Here is a 22,749-nt window from a genome sequence, read left to right as displayed (position 1 = left end):
GCGCTAGGGGTTGGTTTAATTTCAGCATTAAGAAATGACTTAGCAATACAAAACACTCACTAAATATTGACTAAACCATAGCAAGTAAATGCTAAGTAAATGCCATGGCAACTTAGCGTAAACAGCAGTATTTTTAGGCAACTATATATATTATACCGTATATTTTATATCTTATTTGACCAGGAAATACATTCTATGGTGGTATTGTACTATAGCGACATTTATAATTAGGCAAATCAGAATTAAACAAACAAATTCTATTGTAACTATCGCTATATAGCACCAAGCTGTTATGTAGTCATTTTGAGGAAGAGTATATGCTTTTTAATGGTTCGTTTAGCACAGACTGCCCAATTCGTCAGAAAATCCGTGAATTTTATCGTATTGATGAAAATATAGCAGTAGATCATATTCTACCTGTGGCAGAAGTTAATGTTAGTGCTAGAAGTAGAGCTTGGGAAAGAGCTCGCAAAATGGTTTTACAAATTCGTGAAGACCAATCTGGGAATGGCGCAATTGATTCCCTATTAAAAGAGTACTCACTCTCCAGTGAAGAAGGTGTGGTATTGATGTGTTTGGCAGAAGCCTTATTACGTGTGCCAGACAAACATACTCAAGATGCCTTAATTCGTGACAAAATTTCTCAAGGCCAGTGGAGCAGTCATTTAGGCAGCAGTGATTCACTGTTTGTTAATGCTTCATCATGGGGCTTATTAATTACCGGCACTATGGTTAATTATGCTGATAAACGTAAAAAAGACAGCTTTGGTTTATTGAAAAAAGTCATTGGTCGCTTAGGCGAGCCAGTTATTCGTAAATCAATGAACTACGCCATGAAAATAATGGGTAAGCAGTTTGTAATGGGTGAAACTATTCAAGCGGCAACAGCGCGTGCTGCCACTAAAGAACAGCAAGGTTATGTCTATTCCTACGATATGCTCGGTGAAGGTGCCCGCACCATGGCGGATGCTGATCGTTACTTTAAATCTTATCAAGTTGCAATCGATGCGATCGGCGCTGTTGCTCGCGCCTCGGGTAAAAATGATCCTCGCCGAGTGCCCGGTATATCGGTTAAGCTTTCAGCCATTCATCCTCGCTACGAGTTTACCCACAAAGCCCGCGTTATGGCCGAAATTGTGCCAAAACTTAAAGCACTTTGCTTACAAGCAAAAAGTTATAACATTGGCTTAACCGTTGATGCCGAAGAGTCTGAACGCTTAGATATATCACTTGATATTATTGAAGCGGTTTTTAGCGATAGCGAGTTAGGCGATTGGACAGGTTTTGGTATGGCTTTACAAGCTTATCAAAAACGTGCGCTTTTTGTCGTCGATTGGTTACGTGATTTAACCCTACGTGCTAACCGAAAAATGATGATCCGTTTGGTTAAAGGCGCTTATTGGGATACTGAAATTAAGAATGCTCAAAAAGATGGTCTTCAGCATTTCCCTGTTTTCACGCGTAAGTCTTCTACCGATGTTTCTTACCACGCCTGTGCTAATAAATTACTGGAATATAGAGATAGTATCTATCCACAGTTTGCTACGCATAATGCTTACACAGCGGCAACCATTGTTGAGCTAGCTGGCGATGATAAAGAAGGTTTTGAGTTCCAATGTTTACATGGCATGGGCGATTCTTTATATGACCAAATTGTCTCAAGTGAAAATATTCAATGTCGAATTTACGCTCCTGTTGGTCATCATGAAGAGTTATTAGCTTACTTAGTGCGTCGTTTATTAGAAAACGGCGCTAACTCTTCTTTTGTTAATGCTATCGTTGATGAGTCTCAGCCAGTCGAGTCTTTATTGGGCGATCCCGTTGAAAAAACCCAGCGTTTAAAAGATAAATATAACCACCAAATAGTTAAACCTATCGCCTTGTATCATGATGCGAAAGGTCTGGGCCGTGATAATTCTAAAGGGCTAGACTTAACCGATATTAATGCTATAGCGCCGTTAAAATTATCATTAGATAACTGGTTTACCGATCATCACATCAATGAAAATGATGTGCCTTCAGGCTCGGTAGCGGTTAAAAACCCCGCCAACCATAGTGAAGTCATAGGTTTCCATCAACACCACACTAAAGATGACATGCTGGCAATGATCGACACCGCACAAGCAACATTTGCTTCGTGGTCGAAAACACCAGTATCTGAACGTGCCGATTTGTTATGTCGCGTTGCCGATATTCTTGAACGCCATATGGACGAACTTATCGCCTTATGTATTAAAGAAGCGGGTAAAATTGCGCAAGATGGTATTGATGAAGTCAGAGAAGCCGTCGATTTTTGTCGTTATTATGCTAACCAAGCGATTGAACTCGAAGAAGATGAACGCCTAGAAGCTCGTGGTGTAGTACTGTGTATCAGCCCATGGAATTTTCCATTAGCGATATTTTTAGGGCAAGTTGCTGCGGCAATCGCTACCGGTAATACCGTATTAGCAAAACCTGCTGAACAAACGAGTTTAATTGCCTTGCGCACCATTGAACTAATGGAGTCGGTTGGACTACCTGAAGGTGTTGTTCAAGCGGTTATTGCTCGCGGAAGCGAAGTGGGCAGTGTTATTGTGCCTGACGCTCGTATTCAAACTGTTATGTTTACAGGTTCCACTGAAACCGGCACAATAATTTCACAAACGTTGGCTGATAGAGGTGGCGATCAGGTGCCTTTCATCGCTGAAACCGGTGGACAAAATTGTATGATAGTTGACTCAACTGCCTTGCCTGAGCAAGTTGTTGACGATGTTATTTCTTCAGGATTTCAATCGGCAGGTCAGCGCTGTTCTGCGCTTCGTGTATTATTTTTACAAGAAGACATCGCTGATAATGTCATTACTATGCTTAAGGGTGCCTTAGCAGAATTACATGTCGGTAACCCAGAATATTTAAGCACAGATATCGGCCCAGTAATTGATGAAAAAGCCCTCAGCGCGCTCAATGCACACAGTGACTATATGCAAACCCATGGTCAATTGTTATATCAGTGTGAGATATCAGCTGAAGTGGCAGGTAACGAGCATTTCTTTTTTGCGCCTCGTCTTTATGAAATTAAAGATATTAGCGTCCTTAAAAAAGAAGTCTTTGGCCCTTGTGTGCACATTGTACGTTTTAAAGGCAATGAAATAGAAGCGGTTATCGATAAAATTAATGGTACAGGTTTTGGTTTAACTATGGGTATTCATACGCGTATTGAACACCGTGCCTTAGATTTAGCTAAGCTGTCACGCGCAGGTAATGTTTATATTAACCGTAATATGATTGGCGCCATTGTTGGCGTACAACCTTTTGGTGGTCGTGGTCTGTCCGGTACGGGACCAAAAGCAGGTGGACCCAATTACTTAACACGTTTAGTTATTGAAAAAGCTACGCCAGATGCCGAACAATTTAACTTGCTACCTTCGCAGGTAGAAGCCTTAGACGGTGATGCAGAATCAGATAAAGCCTCAACTTTGTTTATGGACAAAGCAAATGCAGCAGAAAAAGGCTGGCGCTTAACTGAGTTAAATACCCGTCTTTCTTGTGTTCGTCAGCTGTTAGCCAAAATTGCGCATATTGATATTGTTGATGATTTAGCCGACGATTTAAATCTGACCTTAAAAGGCGCTCGTTCACAGTTGATTGATATTGAAAAGCGTTTGAAAAAGCCAACATTCTTACCAGGACCAACGGGTGAGTCTAATGTGTTATATTTGGAAAACCGCGGTAATATTATTTGTTTTGCCGATGCGACAGTGAGCTTTCACTTCTGGGTACTATCTATTGTAACGGCGTTGGCTACCGGTAATACCGTTGTTAGTGTTGTTTCTGATTTGTATTATGATGAAGCCATCGCCTTTAGAGACAAGTTCCTCTCAACGGGTGCCGATGAAGGTGTTTTTCAGGTTGCACGTTTACGCCACTTGTCAACGATGTTAGCGCACCCTGCCTTGTCAGGTGTTGTGGTCGACAGTCATTGTGATCGTAAGCACTTTATCAGTGAAAAATTAGCTGAACGTCAAGGGGCGATATTGCCAGTGATCAGTTCAGAATATTTCGATAATTTGATCCAACGTCTATTAACCGAGAAAACGATTAGTATTGATACGACGGCATCAGGTGGTAATACATCGCTGATGACCTTAGTTGAAGAAGATTAACAACTGATTGCCTAAAAAGTATGACCCGTTATGGGTCATTACTTACAAATCAAACGAAAAAGGGCATCATAAGATGCCCTTTTTATTGATATTTTTTTATATAGCTGTGATCAACGTTGTTTATATTGCGTTGGGCAGTATCCTCTCGATACGTCAGGACTTCTTAATTTTACATGCTTGGTTGAGCGTCCACTTACTCTTTCCCGCCATAATCTAAAGCTTCTAGGCTTTAAGTGACTACGCATAAACTTAATAACATCAGGCTCTTGCAAACTAAACTGATGTTCTATTGCTTCAAATGGTGTTCTATCTTCCCAAGCCATTTCTATAATTCTTGACTCTTCATCCATAGAAAATTGCATAAAAGGATCCTAAAGGTAGTAAATAAACATAATCGTTATACGCGCCACTCATAAATAAAGACCATTAGCGCCTAACTTTTATCCATTAACTGAAGGTCTGCCTATCTAGCCAGCGCTAACTCATGAGCCTATAAATTATCTAGATTATTCAATAACTGTGTTGCGTGCTCTCTAATTTCAATTTTTTTCGCAGGCTCCATTTTATCCCAGTTACGAATAGGAAAACTCATTCTATGATTGCCAGCAAACTTATCATAATTTTGATCAATAAAATTCCAATACAAACTGTTTAATGGGCAGGCATTAGCGCCCACTTTTTCTTTAACGTTGTAATGGCAACCTTTGCAATAATCACTCATTTTATTGACATAATTACCACTAGCCGCATAAGGTTTTGTCGCTATCCAACCACCGTCAGCAAAAAGTGCCATGCTGCGGGTATTCGGTAATTCTACCCATTCAATCGCGTCAATGTAGATACCTAAATACCAATCATCGACTTGGCTAGGCGTTATGCCAGCCAGTAAAGCAAAGTTGCCGGTGATCATCAATCGTTGAATATGATGAGCATAGGCATGTTTGAGTGATTGCGAGATAGCACTTCTTAAGCACTGCATTTTAGTATTAGCATTCCAGAAGAAAGCGGGTAAATCACGCTTTGCCTCTAAAAAATTCTGATCGGCATAATTAGGCATATTAGCCCAATACATACCTCTAACATATTCTCGCCAGCCTAATATTTGCCTAACAAAACCTTCGATTTGCGCTAAGGTTATCTTACCTGCTGATGCTTGATAGGCAGCCAGAGCGGTTTCAATGACCTCAAGCGGATTAAGCATTTTACAGTTCAATGAAAAACTCAGCCGCGAGTGGTACAAACTCCAAGCATAAGGTGAGGCTACAGTCATCGCATCTTGAAAATTACCAAAGTTTTCTAACTGATGTTCGCAAAAGAACGTTAATAATTCTAGCGATTGTTGGCGATTAATAGGATAAGCAACATGCTCAGATTCACGCCCTATCGTGTCAATCTTATGATGTTTTATCCGTTGTAAATAATCACTTGCTGGGTTGTCAAAGACCAGTGGTTTAGGAATAAATTTAAGATCGGTTTTTTTAAAGGATTGACGATTATTCGCATCAAAATTCCAAGCATCACCTTCAGGCTTGGCACCATTCATTAAAATAGCAAAGCGCTTGCGCATAAAACGATAAAAATTTTCCATTCTTACGTGGGTAGCGGCTTTAAAATGATCAGCGAGTTCATCAAAGGGTAATAAAAAGTGTTCACTGTCGACTTCATAGACAGGTACCGATAATTGAGCTGACATCTCGCTTAATTGCGCGCGCAATCGATATTCATCAGGACGCATAAAACTAAAATCTTCACTGGCATAAGTGGTCACTAATGTGGCGATCAAAGCAGGTAAATCTTGATATTTTGCTGTTTCATCTAAGGTTAAATAGCAAACCTGATGCCCTTTACTCTCCAGAGTTTGAGCAAAATTATCCATAGCAGCAAAAAACGCTGTTATCTTCTGACTGTGGTGCTTAGTATAATTAGCTTCTTGATAAAGCTCTGCGATGACATAAACAACATCGCTATCGACCCGTTCAAACCAGCTGTGCATAACATTAAGTTGATCGCCTAATATTAGCCTAAGATGTTTCGCCTTCATTAATTTACCTTACTTTACATTTAACTTTGAATTGATCTATACATAATTATTTTAGCTGATGCTGGTATTTTTACTACGTCGGCAACGCTCAGAGCAATAGCGGACATCTTCCCAACACGCTTGCCATTTTTTACGCCAAAAGAAATTCTTTTTACAAGTCTGGCAATTTTTCTCGGGTAACGTTAATTTTTTATGCATGATAACTTAATCACTTTCTGCAATTTTTAACTGTTGAGGTTTTTTAGCTTTGGATATTTTTTTATTGCCTCTAACATGTTTAGCTACAATACGTTGCCCTTCTTTTTTAGTGGTAAATCGTTGACGAAAGCCCCACAGTAAATCGCGAGCAATCTTGCCTGTTTCGTTAATATCAACCATAGGAGATGGATAATCATCACCTAATTGGCATTGATAAAGCTGTTGTTCCATGGGTGACAATAACCAGGGTGTATGAATAACTTCATTGGGTAATTCAACTAATTCAGGTAACCATTTTCTCAGGAATTCACCATGACTATCTTTCTCTAATGATTGCTTAACCGGGTTATAAACCCTTATGATATTAGTACCAGTAACACCAGACTGCATTTGAAATTGTGGGTAATGAATGCCAGGTTCAAAATCAAGAAATAATTGTGCTAAATGGGTAACGCCTAATCGCCAATCCACCAGTAAGTGATGGCATAAAAAACTCACTAGCATCGCCCGCATACGAAAATTTATATAGCCAGTTTGCTCTAAACAACGCATACAAGCGTCAACTAATGGATAACCTGTTTGCGCAGTTTTCCATTTATCTAGTCGTTCTTCAACACTCAGTCCACAATGAATATCTGGATACATTAAGTCATTATAGGCTTTATTCACGGGTCGCCATTGCATTTGATGTTCACTTTCAAATTTTTGAATAAAGTGACAATGCCAATGTAGCCGAGAAGCCAGCGCGTCTATTGGTCGTTTCCAACCCCGCTCTGATCTTGTTATCAAAATAGTTTGATAGAACTCTCTTAAACTTATATTGCCCCAGGCTAGATAAGGTGACAACCGAGAGCAACTTTTACGACTTGCTTGCGGTTTAGAGATATCAAAATGATACCCCTTACCACGACCCTTTAAGAAGGATTGCAGGGTTCTTTGTGCCCAAATCTCGCCACCTTTGAGCATAAAGTCATCCGTTATTGACCATGATATTGGAAAACTGCAGACAAATAGCTTATCTATTAATGTGCAACTCGCTAGAACATCATCCGATAATTTGGCTTGTTCCAGCGGGGCTTTCATCACTTGGCGCCAGTGTTTGTCCCAATCAATTCTATTTTTTTTGCCACGACTTACTGCACCAAATTGACTCTCATTCCAAACTATATCTTGTGCTTGGCACCACTGTTGTACCGATTTATCTCTCTCAAAGGTCGATAATAAACCCACTTCTTCGTGGCTAAACAACCCGCTTATTTTAAAGACGTTATTGATTTCAATTAAGCCCGCTATTGCATCACCAAAATACAAATATACACGTGAATTAAAAGCGGCTAGCTGACTATTCATATCAGCAATAGATTGCCAAACAAAACGCCAATGCCGCTCATCATAATGAGGGTCGTTTATAAGTAGCGGTTCAAAGACGTAGTAAAGCAAGGTTTGACCCGATTTAATCGCTTGCACTAAAGGTTGATGATCACTGAGCCGTAAATCACGTTTCAGCCAAACAACATTTACCGCTGTATTCATCGGTTTTTCTTCAATAAGTGTCTTAGTCATTTAGCGGTTGCACCGGCCAATCAGAAGCGTCGACAGAATCCAGTGGCTTACTCGAGTAATCATCTCGGGTAACCCACTTAGCCTGATAAACCCCATCAGAGTCATAAAGTGCTGTTTGCTTTTCAATATTGAAATGTCTGCCACCTCTAGGGTCAACGCCGACACCCGCAATATACTGCCAATTACCCCAATTAACTCCAGCATCATAATCTATTAGCTGCTCTTCAAACCAAGCCGCGCCAAATCGCCAATCAACACTGAGTTCGTTAACCAAACAACTGGCTACAATTTGACGGGCTCGATTACTTATATAACCTGTGGTCATTAATTCATTCATACAGGCATTAACAAGCGGATAAGGAGTTTGACCTAAGCACCATTTATTAAAACGCTCAGGATAAAATGAAGTTAAGGGTGGATGTTCAGCCAAACCTTTAAATTGGTAGGTTTTTGCACCGACTTTAAAATGTAACCACTGGAAGTATTCTCGCCATAATAATTCTAAATATAGACATTGTGTTGAACTATTTTCCCCTTGCTGCTCTTCAAAATCAGTAATGGAGCGGTTTACTTGCCGCGCAGAGATACAACCATAATTTAACCAAGCCGATAACTTACTGCTATTATCCCAGCCGTCTAAATTATTTCTAACCTGTTTATAATCAGCCGGTAAAGCCGATGAAAAGTAACGACTAAGCTGCTTTAAACCGGCAGTTTCACCGCCCTCAAAATTATAACCACACTTTGCCCTTTGATAAGGTGTGTTAGGTAACCACGATGGCCTAAAAATTGTTGGTGAAGGCATATTAGCAAACATACTGGGCAAAGATTGAGTGCTGGGTGTAACATCAGCGATGCTAATATCAGCCATCACCTTTCTAAACTTAGAATAACTTATTGGGAGTTGCTCAAGTTCAAAGGGTAAAACGTGATGTGGGAATAACGTAAATTGATCGACCTGATGAATATCCGCTTCGGGCAAACGCCGACCGAGCTCATCGATCAAACTGTTTTCATATGTGCCAGGAAGACGTGTGGTAATAACATCGGTAATATCATATTTTTCACAGAGCGCGGTTAAACTCGATAATGTGTCCCCGTAAACAATGTAAAGTTGTTGATCTAATGCTAATAAACTTTGATTAAAATCACTCAAACACCCCTGTAAAAAGTGCCAGCGTTTATCACCCAAAGGTTTAGATTGATAGTTCTTTGGCTCGAACCACTTTTTATCAACGACATAAACACAAAGTAATTGTTCGCTTTGGCTGGCTAAGTTAAGTGCAATGTTGTCATTGAGACGAAGATCGTTAGTCACCCAGTATAAGGAACGTTTCATAGATATAATTCGAAGATTCAAAAAAATTATATACGAATTAACTTAGCGATTAGATCAACATCGTTAAGTTATTATATGCGGGTGTAACTCGATGTAGTCAGGCAGTTAATCGCCCACTAATTGATAAAAGCAGGTTTTACAGAAAATCATAGTTGAGTCGGTTAGCTGAGGCTAATACTTAATAGGTAAGAATGACGAGTGTATTTAAGTGATAAAAAAAAACCTCTGCATTGCTGCAGAGGTCATTTAATCAATTAATCAATTAATCATCTTGAACAGGTTCATCCCAAGAAAGATGATGTTCACTTAAGACGACCAAGTTTTCACTATTGATCAATCGTTGTGAAGCGCTATACCCAAGGATATTTTGCACTGTTTCGTCTGGACGACTAGCAATAATGGCTGTTTCATCCGATGAGAAGTTACACAAACCACGTGCTATTTCTTCACCTTTTTCGTCGTAGACGTGAAGCACATCTGCGCGCTCGAAGTTGCCATGTATTGAAACAACATCGTGACAGGTAAATCCTTCGTCACCGCCAAATAATGCATCAGCAACTTCTTGTTTTATCACTAAACTACCGGCCATTTGTAAACGGTCAGTTAGCCAGATGTTCCATGCTGATGAAGGTGATGAGTGAGCAATACACTTAGTGTGTCTGCGATCACCGTGCAATATTCCGGTAACAGGCGCTTCCATCGTCCCTCTCGAAATAATGGTTGTACAACCAGCATTTTGCGCCATATTGGCCGCTTGTAGTTTAGTTAGCATGCCACCGGTACCTAAAGAGCTGGTGCCGCTTGCCGCTTCCATATAACTACTAACATCTTCGATAGAATCGACAAAAATTGCGCCTTCTTCTGAAGGGTCTCGGTCATACACGCCATCGATACAGGTAAGAATAAACAAATACTCTGCGCCAATCATTTGTGCGACTTTAGCAGCAAGTCTGTCATTATCTCCGACACGAATTTCTTCTGTAGTCACCGTATCATTTTCGTTGACGATAGGCATTACGCCTTGTTTTATCAGGCGATGAACGGTATTTTTAATATTGAGAAAGCGACGTCTATTTTCTAAATCATCTAAGGTAACTAAAACCTGTGCTATATCAAAACCATACTCAAGTGCAATTTGCTTGTAGGCATGCATTAAGATGGGTTGTCCACAAGCGGCAGCCGCTTGCTTATCTTGCACACTAGCATTTTCAATAGTGCAACCAACCGTATTTAGACCTAATGCTACTGAACCAGAAGAGGTCAGTACAACTTCGTAGCCTTGCTCGCGTAACAAAGATATGTCACTTAGGAGACCATGCATAAAAGCAAAACTAGGTGTTAAATTTTTAACATTTGCTAAGAGACTCGAACCCACTTTAATAACGATACGTGGCTTGTTTCGAGAAGATTTATCAGTTTTTTGTTGTTCAAATGAGGGCAAAATTACTCCGTGCTCTGGTTAATTAAAATAAATAGTAGCGTTGAATCATTCACAAAATTGATTCAACAAATTGCAGCTATTTTCGTGATATTTTATTGTCGTATTAGAATTATTGCTTATTACTGATAACATAAATTTATCTGCGGTTGACTGCGTTAAAAGTAATAGATAAAAAATTGCTGAAACGTTGGTAAAAACGTTAGAATTTGACGGCAATCGACAAATGAGTGCAGATATCATATACTAAAAAAGATAATTTTTCAATTGAACTCAAACTCAACGTTTTGAAAAATATATTATCGGATTTTAAAAAGTTCGTACTGAACACCTGCAAAACGATCTGCATTTCATTCAATGTAAGCTAAAAAACAACAGGAGTTTCATGTCATTACTTATGATTGGTTGTGGTAAAATGGGCGGTTCTTTATTGACTCGTTGGGCAACCTCTACAAATCACACCATCACTATTATTAATCCCTCATTAGTTAAAGCACCGCAGAATGTTATCGTCAGACAAGCCATTGAAGAGCTAGCTGATCAACGTTTCGACATCATTGTTATTGCGATTAAACCACAGCTTATTGAAAAAATATTACCAAGCTATCGTCGTCATCTTGCTGATTCGGGTTGCATTATTTCTATCGCTGCTGGCTACTCGGTTTTTTCAATAGAGCAACTGATTGGCGAACAAGCTATTGTTCGCGTTATGCCAAATCTACCCGCAAAAATTGGTAGAGGCGTTAGCGGACTTTTCGCAAACTCTCGTTGTAGTGCGGCTCAAATTGAAAACGCTGTAGCATTAACCAATGCCGTTGGTTTTACACACATAACAACCAGCGAAGACGAGCTAGACCGAGTAACGGCAGTCGCTGGAAGTGGTCCTGGTTATGCCTTTGAAATAGCACGTTGTTGGATAGAGTCGGCAATTAAACTCGGCTTTTCACCGCAAACTGCAAGAGAGTTGGTATTGAATACACTCAGTGGTTCGATGGAGTTGGCCTTAACGAGTAAAGAAGATGCCGAGACTTTGCGAAACTCAGTAACCAGTAAAAATGGTACGACAGCGGCAGGATTAAGTGCGCTTATGCAAGATGAACAGTTAGCGTCTCTATTTGACTCAACTGTTTTATCGGCTTATCAACGTGCAGTAGCCTTGCGCTAACTTTAGTCTAGTCAGCAATGACGCACTCAAACATTTTTGATGAAAACCCTAAATTCTTTAAACTGAACTTTTATTATTGCTTTTGATATTAATATCAGCGATAAAAATAAAAGTTAATATCATTCAAGTAAAAAAGTTGATCAAACAGTTTAGCGTTAAATGAACAAGTAAAAGGATAAAAATTAATGTCAAATACCTCTAAGAATACTGATATAGAAACAATGATCACCACGCTTGGTAAGCAAGCAAAAGCCGCGGCCAAAGTACTTGCCTGTGCAACGACAGAACAAAAAAACAAAGCATTAACTATTGCCGCAAATGCGCTTCGTGAAAATATGGACGCACTGCTAAAAGCAAACGCACTCGATGTTTTAAGCGTTAAAAAAGCCGGTAAAGCCGATTCTTTTGTAGACCGATTAGAGCTTAACCCTGAAAGAGTTGAAGGTATGGCTGTCGCGCTAGAAGACATTGCCAAGCTAGCCGATCCTGTCGGTCGAGTATTAGCTGAATTTGACCGTCCCAATGGTCTTAAAATAACCCGTGTAGCAACACCTATTGGTGTTATTGGGATGATTTATGAATCACGTCCTAATGTTGGCGCAGATGCTGGCGCGTTATGTCTTAAGTCAGGTAATACGGTAATTTTACGTGGCGGCTCTGAAAGCTTAAATTCCACACGTATTATTGTTGAGTGTATGGCAACGGGTTTACGTGCGGCTGGCTTACCGGCTAACTGTATACAACTGGTTGACACCGATGACCGATCTGCCGTTGCCGCTTTACTGCGCTGTGCCGATTATGTTGATTTAGTTATTCCTCGTGGTGGCCGAGGTTTAGTTGAGCTAGTCAGAAACGAAGCTCAAGTACCAACCTTGTTACACTTAGATGGCAATAACCATATTTATGTTGATAAAGACGCTGACTTGACCAAAGCACTCAGTATCATTAAAAATGCAAAATTACGCAGAACCGGTGTTTGTGGTGCAACTGAAAGTTTAGTGTTAGACCAAGCAATAGCAAAAGAATTTTTACCACAACTCGTAGATACCTTAGCGGGTTGTGAAATTCGTGGCGATGTTGCTGCTCAAGCCTGCGATCCCCGTATTAATGTTGCAACTGATGCCGATTGGGATACTGAATACCTTGATGCGATTTTATCGGTTAAAGTAGTATATGGATTAGATGAAGCGCTTGATTTTATTGAAGAGCATTCCTCTAAACATACCGATGCTATTATCACTGAAAATGCGGAAATCGCGGAAACGTTTATGCGCTCTGTCGATTCTGCCGTGGTGATGCATAACGCCTCAACTCAGTTTGCTGATGGTGGTGAGTTTGGTATGGGCGCTGAAATTGGTATTGCAACCGGTAAAGTACATGCACGTGGACCCGTTGGTTTAGAGCAGCTAACCATTTTTAAATACCGTGTTGCCGGTCAAGGGCAAACTCGTCCTTAAACGCTTTTGCATTAAACACTACCACGCATAAAAGTACCAAACTTTTAGCTAAATCTATACCTAGTTAACACTTTTTTGTTAGCGATAATAGTGCCTCTAACCGCGTGTTAGGGGCTAGCTATTTATATTAAGTTCAGACCTTTTTCACGTAAATCCCCCATACATTTATCAAACGATTAAAACGTTAAAGCTACCGTTAGTTTAGGCGAGGGATTACTATCACTTTCGTTAACCTTATCAATGCGCTATAGATTTAAATACTTAGTAAAACAGTATTTAAACCTTTCGTTTACAAATGTAGTTGGCTGAGAAATTATAGCTATGTTATAGTTGCAACCCTTAGGACTAGGTATAGAATAGTCTATACTTGCCCGTCATTTATAAAGCCTTACCGTAAACCTATGATTTCATTATTAAAAAACGTGAACCTTTATAACCCTGCTCCTATGGGTATTAAAGATGTGCTGATTGCTGGTGGAAAAATCGCTGATATTTTTGATGTATCTGATCATGCCCACCATAATATCCCTGATAACTGGCCGGTAGAAGTTATCGATTTTAATGGCGCATACCTAGTGCCAGGTTTTATCGACAGTCATGCTCATATTACCGGTGGTGGTGGTGAAGCAGGTTTTTCAACACAAGTTCCCCCAGTTTCTCTTTCAGAATTTACCCAAGTGGGTGTGACAACTGTAGTTGGACTTTTAGGTACAGATGACACCACTCGAAGTATTGCCAACCTAATAAGCAAAGTTTACGGACTCCGTGAAGAAGGCATGTCGGCATATTGTTGGACCGGTGGTTATCATTATCCGTTAACAACGTTAATTGGTAGCGCAAAAGCAGATATTACTTTTTTAGAGCCAGTTATTGGTATTGGTGAGTTTGCTATTAGCGATCATCGTTCAAGCCAACCAACTTTTGAAGAAGTAATAAAACTAGCTAGTGAAGCACATGTTGCGGGGTTATTGACAGGCAAAGCCGGTATTATTCATTTTCATCTCGGTGATGGTGAACGGCGTCTTGAATTAATTGAGCGAGCGATTAGTGAAACAGAAATTCCTGCCCGTGTCTTTAATCCGACGCACGTTAATCGAAATAAGCCACTATTTGAAGACAGTTGCAAATTATTAGCGCACGGCTGTTATATCGATATTACCGCTTTTCCTGAAGGCACAGCAGAGCCTGGTTTAGAGGCATGCGATGCGATAGAAATTGCCGTACAAAGAGGTTTACCCTTGGACAAAATAACCGTCAGTTCAGACGGTGGTGGTTGTTTACCTTGTTTTGATCAACAAGGCGAATTACAACACATGGACTTTGGCCGAGCCAGTACATTACTGGAAACATTACAAGCAACATTAAGAAAGAATATTGCGCTTGAAAGTATTTTACCGATGTTTACTAGCAACGTGGCTACGTTGTTACGTTTACACAGTAAAGGAAAAATAGTACGTAATAACGATGCCGATATGCTCGTACTTAACAACAAATTTGAAATTACTGACGTGATGATAAAAGGTCGTTGGCATAAACGTGACAACACAACAGTAGTAAGTGGAACTTTTGAGTAGAGGTAGGTATGTGTCCAGCAAAAATTGCTGAAGGTCAGCAAAGGGGATTTATAATTCCAATCGGGGGGGCAGAAGAGCGTGTTGATGACCCAATAATTCTACAACGTTTTGTAGAATTATGTGGCGATGAAAATGCCAATATAGTGATTATTCCAACCGCGTCACAGCTTGCTGAGACTGGGCCAAATTATGAAGTTATTTTTCGTAATCTTAATGTCAAAAATGCGATATCTTTACCGATAAATAGCAGAGAAGATGCTGAGCGCGAAGATTATTTAGCCGCACTTGAAAACGCAACAGGTATTTTTATTACCGGTGGTAATCAATTACGCTTGTCGACTATATTAGGCGGTACTTCGGTTGCACAGAGTATAAGAAAATTAAACTCTGAAGGTGTGCATGTTGCAGGAACATCTGCAGGTGCCGCTATTATGCCTGAGCATATGATTGCAGGTGGCTCTACCGGTGCATTACCTAATGAGCAAGGTGTAACTTTTGCTCCTGGCTTAGGTTTAATAAGTAAAGTACTTTTAGATCAACACTTTAGTCAACGTAATCGTTTAGGACGTCTACTTTCTGCTGTTTCATATAATCCTTTTGCTTCAGGACTAGGAATTTGTGAAAATACCGCGGCCTTTATTGCGCCAGACGGGTTACTAGAAGTAGTTGGACACGGAAGTATTACGGTAGTTGACCCTTCTGATTTGCAGCACAGTTCAATGGCTGAAGCTCGTACAGGAGATTCCATTACCTTGATAGGGTTAAAACTTCATATGCTTAGTCACGGTGATACTTATTGTTTAAATACTCGAGTCGCATCACCTAAAGCCGTTTAGTCTCTTTAGACACCAATAAGCTAAGCTAAAATTTGCCCATAAATAAACGCATTATTTATGGGCAAATCTATTTAAAAGGCTCACAAACGCCGCTTCTTTTTCATTGAACCCGAATAAAAAAATACCTTTCTACGACGCTATTCAACATAACTTTTTGGCTGACTTTCCTTGCGCATTTAATCATTAGCAAGTTTAGAAAAAAATTGTCTTGTCTATTAGTAAAACCATGGTATCTTTTTGTTATACCATTATTTTTTTATGGCAATTTTTTACTTCTATTCGATCTTATAAAGATCTTAAGTGTAATGCGTTGAAACTTCTCGGTTTGTAACTCAACATATGCACATCAATAGAACCTGTGCACATAGTCAGTTCAGTATCACCGTGATTTATTCCTCCCAATAATTGTCATATTATATTTTGTTGCACCCTGTTTTCGACAAAAGGTTCAACTTGTAGGTACACATAATAATAATTCTAATCACCTGATTTTTGGACATATAATGAAAATATTAACAAGTAATGTTTATGTTGGCCCTAATGTTTACGCCCATTTTCCTGTTATTCGACACGCTGTTGATGTTGGCATATTAGAGCAATACCCTTCGGTAAAATTAGGTAAAGAATTCATTGATGGCTTAATTGAAGCCTTACCCGGTTTAAAAGAGCATGGCTGTTCATACGGCGAATCTGGCGGTTTTATTAGGCGCTTGCAAGAAGATGAAGGTACCTGGATAGCTCACATATGGGAACATGCAACCTTAGAACTGCAATGCATGGCCGGTACTGAAGTTACTTTTGGCAAAACCAGAGGCAATGGCGAAGTTGGTCAATATGACATGGTCTTTCAGTACAAACAACGAGATGTTGGATTAGCTGCTGCTGAACTTGCCAGAAACCTGCTTATCTCAGTGATGCCAGTAAATATTCAAGCACAACTACAAACAAAATTAGAAGCCGATTTCGATTTTGCAGAAGAGCTATCAAACTTTATTCGTTATGCACAGCGCAAAGAATTTGGTCCTAGTACTCAATCTTTAATAACGGCAGCCGAAGAACGTCATATCCCATGGCTACGGTTAAATCAGTACAGCTTAGTACAATTTGGCCATGGTAAATACCAACAGCGCATTCAAGCCACCATTACTAGCCAAACGAATCATATTGCTGTTGAAATATCTTGTGATAAAGAAGACACCCACAATTTATTAAATGATCTCGGTTTACCTGTGCCTAGACAACAAATGGTTTATTCTGCCAAAGATGCCATAAAAGCAGCAAAACGTATTGGCTTACCGGTTGTACTTAAACCATTAAATGCTAACCATGGCCGTGGCGTCTCTATCGATTTAACCACTGACGAGCAAATTAATACAGCATTTGATTTTGCCCGCGAACAAGGCACCAGTAGAGCTGTTTTAGTTGAGTCATTTTTAACCGGTTTAGATCATCGAATGCTTGTTGTTAATGGCGAACTTGTTGCTGTCGCAAAACGCGTACCGGGTCATGTTGTTGGTGACAATAAACACACCATTACGCAATTAATCGATATTGTAAATGAAGACCCGCGTCGGGGTGTTGGCCATGAAAAAGTGCTCACTCAACTCGAAATGGACTCACAAGCAACCCGTTTAGTTGAAGAAGCTGGCTATAGCGTTGATACCATATTACCTGAAGGAGAAATTTTCTATTTACGTTCAACCGCTAATTTATCAACGGGCGGCACCGCGATAGACATGACTGATGTAGTTCACCCTGACAATAAAGTGATGGCTGAACGAGCGATAAAAGCCGTTGGTCTTGACGTTGGCGGTGTTGATTTTCTGACCTCTGACATTACTCAATCATATAAAGATATCGGCGGCGGTATCGTTGAAGTCAATGCCGCGCCAGGTTTTCGTATGCATGTTGCACCAAGCCATGGCAAACCTCGTGATGTTGCTGGCAAAGTTATTGATATGCTCTTTCCACCTAATACACCCACTTGTATCCCTATTGCCGGCATTACAGGTACCAACGGTAAAACAACAACCTCACGAATGCTTTCGCACATTTTAAAAACAGCAGGGCATGTTGTAGGTATGACATCAACTGATGGTGTGTACGTTGATGGTCTGTTATCAGTAAAAGGCGATATGACCGGACCCGTTGCATCACAAATTGTCTTAAGAGATCCTTCGGTTGATATTGCTGTTCTTGAAACTGCCCGTGGTGGCATCGTTCGCTCAGGTTTAGGTTATAGAGAAAGTAATGTTGCCGCCTGCATTAATGTTCAACCCGATCATTTAGGCTTAAAAGGTGTTGATACCCTAGAACAACTTGCTGAAATTAAACGTATTGTCGTTGAAGTAGCCAAAGACGCGGTCATACTTAATGCCGACGACCCACTTTGTTTAAAAATGGCCGACCATACTCAAGCAAAACATTTATGTTATGTGACTATGAATTCAGGACATGGTTTAGTTAGAGAGCATATTCGCGCGGGTGGACGTGCCGTGGTGCTTGAAAAGGGCATCAATGGTGAAATGATCACCATCTTTGATAACGGTGCGCATATCCCATTACTTTGGACACATTTAATTCCTGCGACACTGGAAGGTAAAGCCACTCATAACGTACAAAATGCGATGTTTGCCGCTGCCCTCGCCTATTCTCTAGATAAACCACTTGATGCGATTCAACAAGGATTAAGAACGTTCAACACCACCTTCTATCAAGCACCGGGGCGAATGAACGTCTTTGATGAACATCCTTTTAGAGTTATTTTAGATTATGCTCACAACGCCGATGGTGTTCGCCATATGAGCGAATTAGCGACTAAATTAGACGTTAATGGTAAGCGTATTGCGGTATTAGCCGCACCGGGAGATCGCCGTGATGAAGATATTGAAAACATCGCCAAAGCAGCCGCTGGACATTTTGATTTATATATCTGTCGCGCCGATGACAATCTTCGTGGACGTGGTAGCGATGAAGTGCCGCAAATGTTAGCTGCAACGTTAAAAGCACAAGGTATCAGCGAAGACAATATCTTGATGATACCTGACGAGGTCACAGCTACTGAAAAAGCCTTATCGATGGCAAATAAAGATGATTTAGTGATTGTCTTTGGTGATGCGATTACCCGTTGTTGGAAGCAAATCATTAATTTTAACGGTAGTGAAGATAATCCAGCAGAAACAGTAACAAAACCCGTGCATACCGTTGTTTCGATGTTAAACACCGATGAACCTGATCCCTTTATACTAGAATCAGGCATGAAGTTAGTTAAGGATGATCGAGGCGTTCGCATTGTTTCAACCATAGAAGAAGAAAGTGATTAAAAACAAGTTAATGCAGTTATTTGCCATTAACTTAAGATGAATAAGCTTAACCCCGCTAGGTGATGTGTTACCAACATAACCTAGCGGCACAAATTAGCGCAGCCTATTGTTAAACCAATAAAGCTGCGTATTAACTTTTCAAATCATCATCGAGCTTGTCATACAAATAATGACCTAACAAAACTGTCTCAAAGTTAACAATTATATTGATACAGCTTTACCTTCTTCTCACTTTCCTAACAGCGCTGCGTTAGGAATAAATTTAATCAAATTGGTATGCCATGAATAACCTTATAACCTTAACATTAGATGACCAGCGACGGCTTACTGGCAAAAGCTTATTATGGAATAAACCCGGCGCGATTATTGATGCTTTTGTCTCAGGCATCGATAAGCAAACAGTCGTTGATCAGTGGTTAATTTACGTTAATCAGTTATTGGCAGCAGTCGATTGGCAAGATGAATCTACGTGTTATCGTATTTTTGAAGACGGCATAAGCCTTGCGATAAGTGCGCCAATGGATGCCTTGTATGCATCTTGCGATGTCAACGAAGCCGCATGGGATTTTGCGTGTAGCAAAATTTTAACCGGCAGTATAAGTGACACTCATCAACAAGAAATGGATAAAACCGTCACTCGTCTTAAACAAATGATTGCCGAAGAGGCTAACCCTGCTCTACTTAACTTAATAGATTTAGCCATAAATAATCATGTCGATTATTTAGTTGATGATGATGAATTTTCGTTAGGTTACGGTAAAAGCTGTCAACGCTGGCCAGTGACATCATTACCAGATCCAACGCAGCTCAATTGGCAACACTACCAATCAATTCCTATTGCATTGGTCACTGGCACTAACGGAAAATCAACCACCGTGCGTATCATGTCTGAAATTATTAAGCAGTCTAATAAATGTTGCGGTGTCACCTCGACTGACTTTATTCGTGTTGGCGAAAAAATAATAGATTATGGTGATTATTCAGGACCCGGTGGTGCACGAATGTTACTTCGACATCCAGAAACCGAAACAGCCATTCTAGAAGTCGCGCGCGGCGGAATATTGCGCCGTGGCCTACCCATAGATCACGTTGATGCCGCATTAATTACCAACATAGCTGAAGACCATTTAGGGCAATATGGTATCAATACCGTAGCAGGGCTTGCACAAACCAAAGCGGTTGTAGCAAAAGCGCTAACTAGCGGTGTATTAGTGCTCAACGCTGATGATCCGTATTTAACAGCACTTGCACCAACATTAACCGTTAATAAATGTTGGTTTTCATTAAATGAAAATAATCCAGTACTTCAACAGCATAAAGCCATTGGTGGTGCTATTTGTTTCATCCGTGACGGCGCAATTTTTTATTGTACGCAAAATACCAGCACTGGCGAGCGCCTTGAATCGATGATCGTTGCCGTTAACGATATACCTATGACATTAAACGGCGCTGCCCGACATAATGTTCAAAATGCCTTAGGGGCGACCGCTTTAGCTAAGAGCTTACACATAGATAGCGCAGTGATTGGTCTTGCCTTGCAAAATTTTTCAAGTAATGTTGACGATAATCCGGGCCGCGGTAACCAATTTAAACTCAATGGCGCTTCGGTTATTATGGATTTTGCCCACAATGTTCATGGTATGAATGCCATGGCACTGACCATGGCCAATATACCAGCATCACGAAAGTTTTTGATGCTTAGTCATGCAGGTGATCGCAGCAATGACGATATTATTAAAATGACAAAATCAGCCTTAAAAATGAAACCTGATATATTGGTTGCGGCCGAAACTGTCGAGTACTTAAGAGGAAGAGAGCTTGGCGAAATATCAAATTTAATAGCTAAAGTAGCGATTGAAAGTGGTATGTCTGCCGATAACATCTATTTTTCAGAGGGTCCTTACCAAGGTGCGCAACAGATTGTTAATCAACTGTCAGCTAATGATTTAGCACTGTTAATCGTTTTATCTGAACGAAATAAAGTGATCGAGTTATTAACCAAAAAGGCAAATCAAACAGCAGATATGTCGTAAACCATAAAATCATCAATAAAATTGAATAATAGGAACTTTAGAAAGCCGCTGAGTGATTTAAAAATAGCTCAGGCGGTTACTAAAGTTTACTTTTAAAAGACTAAAACAGCAGTTGCTGTTTTGAAAATCGATTGTGTTAGGTTTCATCGTTTAATTGCTTTGTGCCTTCCAGTAAATAAGGAGCAAGTGCGCTTTTAAAATCGAGTGTTGCCCCCAACTTATTGGCTAGCAGTATCATACCGGTAATTTTACGATTGACTAATGCAACTTCAAATATCGGAGATGCTATCGCTGTTTTATCGGTAATTAATGGCATACTAACCTCTCTAATTCGCTTAATCAGTTGTTGTTTTTTTAAGTTGTAGCCCGTATTACTTTGTAAACAATAACTAGCTTCAAAACACGTCTTTAGCACAATATCTATCGCGGTATCACTCATGTTATTGTCAACTAAACCAAGCGAATACAAGGCTGAACGCATGTCATTATTATCTTGACGCTGCATTGCATCAGCCATAGCAAGATAATGTACTGAGGTATGTTGAGAAAGCTGCCGGCAAGCGCCAAAATCAAGTAACACTATTTTTTGTGTATCGCTCTGATACAAGAAATTAGCAAAGTTGGGATCACTTTGCATAAATTTATGCGTAAATAGCTCTTGGTAAGTTAAATCCATTAATTGGCTACAGACTAAATCAACAATACCATCACTCATCGTACTAATATCAGTGATGGGAGAACCTTCGATATATTCCATCGTCAGTATATTTTTGTCCGTTAGCTCGTCAACAACAAAGGGCACAATAAAGCGAGGGTCGTTACACAGGTTTTCACGATAAGTGTTAAGAAATTCCGCCTCCTGCAAATAATTAGCTTCAGCTTTAAGCTGTGCTTTTGCTTCAGCGAGCACGCTAGTCAAATCAATATGTTTAGGTAAAACGCCACTGAGTTTTAATAAATTCATGACGTTATCAATATCACTGTCAATGCTTTCTCTAACACCCGGGTACTGGACCTTAATCGCCAACTGACGACCATCCTTTAGTGTTGCCCGATGAACCTGACCAATACTTGCCGATGCGATGGGGGTAAATGAAAAATAACTAAATTGTTGATGCCAGTCTTTTGACCAAGACGCAGCCAAGGTTTTCAGTAGTTGCGCCTTAGGCATAGGGTCAGCTTCTTGGCGCAATCTTGAAAGAATAGGTTCCCATTCGATAGGCAGTAATTCACCGGCATCCATGGAGAGTAGTTGACCAAGTTTCATCGCCGCGCCGCGCATATGTGCTAAACGCTTGGTGATAGATATAGCGTTGTCAATATTACGTAAGGACTCAGTTAATGATGGACGTTGTCCACTGAGCATTTGTTTTGTCGCACCTTTAACAATATTGCCGGCAACCGCTGAGGCCAAACCGCCCAACTTAGCGAGACGAGCAATTCTTCCGGAAGGTACTTTCCGCTCTTTACGTTTGTCGGTCATCGCCAAATGGCTTGGTTGGGCATGTTAACTATTACCTTAATGTTGTTTACTCTAGCCTCCATACTATTTATAGCAAGCGGTGAGGGGCAAGAATAAGATTAACAAAAATTAAGCCGGCAACCAATGACATTACAATCAAAAAAGACAAGTTACTTCA

General features: G+C 40.2%; 14 protein-coding genes. 7 read left to right on the top strand and 7 right to left on the bottom strand.

Annotation, left to right across the window (positions count from 1 at the left end; all coding sequences use genetic code 11):
• The first annotated feature begins 317 nt into the window (after window positions 1–317).
• Window positions 318–4,142, top strand: coding sequence for a bifunctional proline dehydrogenase/L-glutamate gamma-semialdehyde dehydrogenase PutA (gene putA, locus H4J57_RS06950; RefSeq protein ID WP_182242335.1), 3,825 nt, complete (start codon window positions 318–320; stop codon window positions 4,140–4,142).
• Window positions 4,143–4,252: 110 nt separating this feature from the next.
• On the opposite strand, the gene H4J57_RS06945 is transcribed toward putA, so the two are convergent.
• The 6 genes from H4J57_RS06945 to proB form a co-directional block, all read right to left on the bottom strand.
• Window positions 4,253–4,504 carry a TIGR03643 family protein gene (locus H4J57_RS06945; protein WP_070375800.1) on the bottom strand — a complete coding sequence of 84 codons (252 nt, stop codon included), beginning with the start codon at window positions 4,502–4,504 and terminating at the stop codon, window positions 4,253–4,255.
• Window positions 4,505–4,632: 128 nt separating this feature from the next.
• Window positions 4,633–6,183 carry a cryptochrome/photolyase family protein gene (locus tag H4J57_RS06940; RefSeq protein WP_182242334.1) on the bottom strand — a complete coding sequence of 517 codons (1,551 nt, stop codon included), beginning with the start codon at window positions 6,181–6,183 and terminating at the stop codon, window positions 4,633–4,635.
• A gap of 51 nt (window positions 6,184–6,234) precedes the next feature.
• Window positions 6,235–6,381, bottom strand: coding sequence for a DUF2256 domain-containing protein (locus H4J57_RS06935; protein WP_182242333.1), 147 nt, complete (start codon window positions 6,379–6,381; stop codon window positions 6,235–6,237).
• Window positions 6,382–6,387: 6 nt separating this feature from the next.
• The gene (locus H4J57_RS06930; RefSeq protein WP_259366813.1) at window positions 6,388–7,944 is read right to left on the bottom strand and encodes a cryptochrome/deoxyribodipyrimidine photo-lyase family protein; all 1,557 of its coding nucleotides are present in this window, start codon (window positions 7,942–7,944) and stop codon (window positions 6,388–6,390) included.
• The gene (locus tag H4J57_RS06925) at window positions 7,937–9,283 is read right to left on the bottom strand and encodes a DASH family cryptochrome (protein ID WP_182242332.1); all 1,347 of its coding nucleotides are present in this window, start codon (window positions 9,281–9,283) and stop codon (window positions 7,937–7,939) included. The genes H4J57_RS06930 and H4J57_RS06925 overlap by 8 nt, the downstream gene beginning before the upstream one ends.
• 262 nt (window positions 9,284–9,545) lie before the next feature.
• Complete coding sequence (proB, locus tag H4J57_RS06920; RefSeq protein ID WP_182221776.1) at window positions 9,546–10,724, bottom strand: glutamate 5-kinase; 1,179 nt, start codon at window positions 10,722–10,724, stop codon at window positions 9,546–9,548.
• 382 nt (window positions 10,725–11,106) lie between these two features.
• On the opposite strand from proB, the gene H4J57_RS06915 reads away from it, so the two are divergent.
• The 6 genes from H4J57_RS06915 (at window position 11,107) to H4J57_RS06890 (ending at window position 21,109) form a co-directional block, all read left to right on the top strand.
• Window positions 11,107–11,886, top strand: coding sequence for a pyrroline-5-carboxylate reductase (locus tag H4J57_RS06915; RefSeq protein WP_182242331.1), 780 nt, complete (start codon window positions 11,107–11,109; stop codon window positions 11,884–11,886).
• A 185-nt stretch (window positions 11,887–12,071) separates the two neighbouring features.
• Window positions 12,072–13,343: a glutamate-5-semialdehyde dehydrogenase gene (locus H4J57_RS06910; protein WP_182242330.1), complete on the top strand. Its 1,272-nt coding sequence runs from the start codon at window positions 12,072–12,074 to the stop codon at window positions 13,341–13,343.
• A gap of 401 nt (window positions 13,344–13,744) precedes the next feature.
• Window positions 13,745–14,917, top strand: a complete 1,173-nt coding sequence (iadA, locus tag H4J57_RS06905; RefSeq protein ID WP_182221774.1) for a beta-aspartyl-peptidase — start codon at window positions 13,745–13,747, stop codon at window positions 14,915–14,917.
• 8 nt (window positions 14,918–14,925) lie between these two features.
• On the top strand, window positions 14,926–15,753 hold the full coding sequence (locus tag H4J57_RS06900; RefSeq protein ID WP_182221773.1) for a cyanophycinase: 828 nt from the start codon (window positions 14,926–14,928) through the stop codon (window positions 15,751–15,753).
• A gap of 503 nt (window positions 15,754–16,256) precedes the next feature.
• A complete protein-coding gene (gene cphA / locus H4J57_RS06895; protein ID WP_182242329.1) occupies window positions 16,257–19,076 on the top strand; it encodes a cyanophycin synthetase in 2,820 nt (939 codons plus the stop codon).
• Between the two features lie 281 nt (window positions 19,077–19,357).
• Window positions 19,358–21,109: a Mur ligase family protein gene (locus H4J57_RS06890; protein WP_220470276.1), complete on the top strand. Its 1,752-nt coding sequence runs from the start codon at window positions 19,358–19,360 to the stop codon at window positions 21,107–21,109.
• 136 nt (window positions 21,110–21,245) lie between these two features.
• Here H4J57_RS06890 and H4J57_RS06885 read toward each other — a convergent pair whose 3' ends face one another.
• Window positions 21,246–22,592, bottom strand: coding sequence for an AarF/ABC1/UbiB kinase family protein (locus H4J57_RS06885; protein WP_182242328.1), 1,347 nt, complete (start codon window positions 22,590–22,592; stop codon window positions 21,246–21,248).
• Between the last annotated feature and the right edge of the window lie 157 nt (window positions 22,593–22,749).

This window comes from Colwellia sp. BRX8-7 (genome assembly GCF_014077275.1).
Lineage (GTDB): Bacteria > Pseudomonadota > Gammaproteobacteria > Enterobacterales > Alteromonadaceae > Colwellia_A.
This window is presented reverse-complemented; position numbering and strand designations above follow the sequence as displayed.